Genomic DNA, 4114 nt, shown 5'->3' on the forward strand with positions numbered 1-4114 from the left:
ATCGCTATCAGTGTCATGCGGCACGGCGGCATCCCTTCGTCTCGTGGCACCATTGTGCCTGCCGATCAAGGAGTCGCGGGATCCGAAACAATCTCGCAGAAGAGAGAAGAGGGCACATGGGAGCCGAGAGCAGCGAGGCCGGCAGGACCTCAGCGGCAAACGATGCGAACCGCACCAAGCTGGTGCTGGTGACCGGAGCCTCCGGCGGAATAGGATCGGCCGTTGTCTCCGCGCTCGACTCAGCGGGCTACCTCGTCGTCGCCACGGACCGAGAAGAGCCACGCGCGTCCTCCGACTGTGTACTGACTCGAAGTTTGAGCGTTGACGACCCGGATGAAGTCGATTCCATCTTTGCGTACGTCGATCGGGTGTGTGCGGCACGCGGGGCGCAACTGCATGGCGTCGTCAACGTCGCGGGCGTACTCCGCTCGGGCCGTGTTCTCGACACCACGGCGGAGGACTGGAATGCGCTGTTCTCGGTCAATGCTTTCGGTGTGTTTCTCGTGAGCAAGGCGGCGGTGGCGCTCATGCGGAGGCAGCTCCCGGAAGACGCCCGAAACCGCCGAGCGGTTATCACGGTCGCCTCCAACTCGGCGGTCGTGCCCCGTGCCAGCATGGCAGCGTATGCCGCATCGAAGGCGGCGGCCGCGCATTTCACCAAATCTTTGGGGCTGGAGGCCGCCGAGTTCGGTGTCAGGTGCAACGTCGTCGCTCCCGGCACGACTCGCACACCGATGGTGACGAACGGTTGGACCGATCCATCGGGCGAGGACGACGTCATCGCCGGCGTGCCTAACGACTTCAAGACCGGAATCCCGCTCGGTCGAATCGCCGACCCCTCGGACCTCGCAGGAGTCGTATCTTTTCTGTTGAGTGAGTATGCACAACATATGACGATGCAAGAGCTCGTCGTGGACGGTGGCGCGGCGCAGAGGTAAGGTTGCCCAACGTAATTAAGGTTAGCCTTCGCATAGATCGCTTCGAAGCGATCTGTGGCCTGCAGAAAGGGAACTTCCATGGCGATTCCGTCCATCGCGCCGTACGCGATACCCGAGCCCACGCAAGAACGTCGTGTGAGCTGGGGGGTCGATCCCGAATCCTGTGCAGTTCTCGTTCATGACATGCAGAACTATTTCATCCGCGCCTTCGATGAGGGCGCAGAACCGATATCCACCGCGATTGAGTCGATGGCCTCGGTCGTCGAGGCGGCCCGGGCTAACAACATCCCGGTTTTCTATTCCGTTCAACCGGGCGACCAGCATCCGTATCGACGCGGGCTGCTCCGCGAGTTCTGGGGCAACGGCATGTCCTCAGGCGTCGACACCGAGGTTATCGAGCGTCTCCGTCCGCGCGAAGAGGACATCGTCATCACGAAGTGGCGTTACTCCGCGTTCGCCCGCACCGATTTGCTCCACCTCATGTCCGAGGCGGGCCTCGACCAGCTCGTCATCACCGGTGTATATGCCCACATGGGATGCCAGGCCACCGCGGTGGATGCATTTATGAACGACATCAAACCGTTCGTCGTCTCGGATGCTCTCGCCGATTTCTCGAGGGAGGAGCACGCGACCACGATCGATTTCGTCAACAAGCGGTGCGGCGTCTCGGTGACAGCGGATGAAGTCGTATCCGCATTTGGCCGGCAGGGCATGCCCTCGGAATTCTCTCCCAGCAACCCCGCCGGCGCCGCTTCCTACAGCGGTAGAGGCTAACGCTTCTTGTCGTTTTTCGGTGCGCTCCAATAACCCGAGATCGACACCCGTTTCGACGGCAGCCCGAGCTCGCGGAAGTACTGGCCGAGAAGCTTCTTGGTCACGTACTTCTCGCCGCGAGCGAACACCTCGACGTCACCCTTGGGCAGCTTGAGTCTTCCGACCTCGTCGCGAAGAGACGTCTTGCCCCTGCCGGAATCGATGAGCGTGACAGAACCGACCTTCTCCGGCAGGTCCAACTCCTCGTGTGAGAGCGTCGTGTCGAAAATTACGCGTAGCCGCTTGGGGTGCTTGGCCCGCTCGATGACGCGCCTGGCCGCGGGAATCCCGGGAGTGTCGGCGAGGACGATGATGGCGTCGGCCTTCGGGTCGGGGGAGTATTTGCCACGCGGGCCGAACGCGTAGACCCACGAACCCGGTGCCGCCGTTTCGGCCCACGCCGAGCCGACTCCGCCGTTGGAATGGCGAGTGAAGTCGATGGTGAGGGTCTTGTCCTTCTTGTTGACGGCGGCGATCGTGTAACTGCGCGACTGCGGCCGCTCCTTTGGGGCGAGGGACTTTTGCAACGTCTTCATGTCTCCGTCCTGAGGAGGCTTGACGCCCTCGGGGAAGAAGAACAGCTTGACGTAGGCGTCGCCGTCCGAGGCTTTGAGGAGCGGGCCGATACCTTTTCCGGTGAAGACGATTCGCCGGAAAGCATCGCTGTGGGTACTCGCCTCGACGACCTTGAGTAAATAGGACACTTTTGCTCCTCGCGCGAGTGACTAATCCGAGCCGATCGTGGGCCACCCAGGTGGTGGTCTCCGCGTCGTTCAAGTCTAACTGCCAGGGGTTCCACAGCTGAGGTGTGGCAAGTTCCTCCGCGGTCCTTCGGTTCGTTCCGTGGGAAGGGGAGTCCATATCTTGAACGTGTGAGTTGGGCCACCCGGTACCCGGTGGTGTATGTCCCCGGATCGCGGGCGACTAGGCTGGGAGTCGAAATTCGCCGGATAGGTGCGGATGCGCCGGCCGACGCAATTACGCAAAACAACGAACAAGAAAAGAATCATCAATCGCAACCGCAAGGAGAGTCCCCTCGTGAGTGCTAGTGGCCGTCCGGTCGTACTTATTGCCGACAAGCTTGCCCAGTCCACCGTCGACGCGCTCGGCGACAGCGTCGAGGTCCGTTGGGTCGACGGTCCCGACCGCCCGAAGCTCCTCGAGGCAGTGGCAGATGCAGACGCGCTGCTCGTCCGTTCCGCAACGAAGGTCGACGCCGAGGTTCTCGCCGCCGCGCCGAAGCTGAAGATCGTCGGCCGTGCCGGCGTCGGTCTCGACAACGTCGAGATCCCGGCGGCGACCGAGCGTGGCGTGATGGTCGTCAACGCGCCCACATCGAACATCCACTCGGCTGCAGAGCATGCACTTGCGCTCATCCTCGCGGCATGCCGCCAGGTGCCCGCCGCGGACAAGACGCTTCGCGAGCACACGTGGAAGCGCTCCTCCTTCAACGGTGTCGAGCTTCGCGACAAGACCGTCGGTGTCGTCGGACTCGGCCGCATCGGTCAGCTTGTCGCGAGCCGCCTCGCTGCGTTCGAGACACACGTGGTCGCGTACGACCCCTACCTTCCCGCAGCGCGCGCCGCTCAGCTCGGGATCGAACTCGTCGAGCTCGACGAGCTCATGTCTCGTGCCGACATCATCACCGTCCACCTGCCGAAGACCGAGGAGACCGCCGGACTCATCGACGCCGGCCGCTTCGCGAAGGCCAAGGACGGAATCATCATCGTCAACGCGGCCCGCGGCGGACTCATCGTCGAAGCGGACCTCGTGGACGCCCTTAAGTCCGGCAAGGTCCGGGCCGCCGGTCTCGACGTGTTCGACAGCGAGCCGTGCACCGACTCGCCGCTGTTCGAACTCGACAACACCGTCGTCACCCCGCACCTTGGTGCGTCCACGGCGGAGGCGCAGGACCGCGCCGGAACAGACGTGGCACGCTCGGTGCTGCTCGCGTTGGAAGGCGAGTTCGTCCCGGATGCCGTCAACGTTTCCGGCGGCCCGGTGGGCGACGAGGTTGCGCCGTGGCTCGACCTGGTCCGCAAGCTCGGCAGCGTAGCGGGCGAACTTGCCCCCGACGTGACCAGCACCGTGCAGGTCGAGGTTGCCGGCGAGCTTTCTGCAGAGACGGTCGACGTGCTCGGCCTTGCGGCTCTTCGCGGGCTCTTCGCAGCCACCACGGATACCCCGGCCACGTTCGTCAACGTCGGGCAGCTCGCCGAGCAGCGCGGCGTCACCGTCGACGTGTCCACCCGTTCGGAGTCGGCGACTCACCGCTCGACCGTCACCGTCACGGCCGTGACGGCGGACGGCAGCAAGGCAACGGTCTCCGGTGCCCTCACGGGTCTGCAGAACGTGCAGAAGAT

The 4114-nt window shown here is 63.7% G+C and carries 4 protein-coding genes; 3 read left to right on the top strand and 1 reads right to left on the bottom strand.

Translation table 11 applies throughout. The features are described 5' to 3' along the window. Window positions 1–116: 116 nt before the first annotated feature. Both K8V11_RS09820 and K8V11_RS09825 read left to right on the top strand, forming a co-directional pair. Window positions 117–938: an SDR family oxidoreductase gene (locus tag K8V11_RS09820; protein WP_303913411.1), complete on the top strand. Its 822-nt coding sequence runs from the start codon at window positions 117–119 to the stop codon at window positions 936–938. A 78-nt stretch (window positions 939–1016) separates the two neighbouring features. After that, on the top strand, window positions 1017–1712 hold the full coding sequence (locus tag K8V11_RS09825; protein WP_303913414.1) for an isochorismatase family protein: 696 nt from the start codon (window positions 1017–1019) through the stop codon (window positions 1710–1712). Here K8V11_RS09825 and K8V11_RS09830 read toward each other — a convergent pair. Further along, window positions 1709–2455 (bottom strand): siderophore-interacting protein, encoded by a 747-nt coding sequence (locus K8V11_RS09830; RefSeq protein WP_303913417.1) that lies wholly within the window; start codon window positions 2453–2455, stop codon window positions 1709–1711. The two genes, K8V11_RS09825 and K8V11_RS09830, sit on opposite strands and share 4 nt — an antisense overlap. 334 nt (window positions 2456–2789) lie before the next feature. On the opposite strand from K8V11_RS09830, the gene serA reads away from it, so the two are divergent. Continuing rightward, window positions 2790–4114, top strand: a 1325-nt coding sequence (gene serA / locus K8V11_RS09835; RefSeq protein WP_303913420.1) for a phosphoglycerate dehydrogenase, incomplete at its 3' end; no start/stop codon positions are given.

This window comes from Dietzia timorensis (assembly GCF_020742175.1).
In the GTDB taxonomy this organism is placed as follows: Bacteria; Actinomycetota; Actinomycetes; order Mycobacteriales; family Mycobacteriaceae; genus Dietzia; species Dietzia timorensis_A.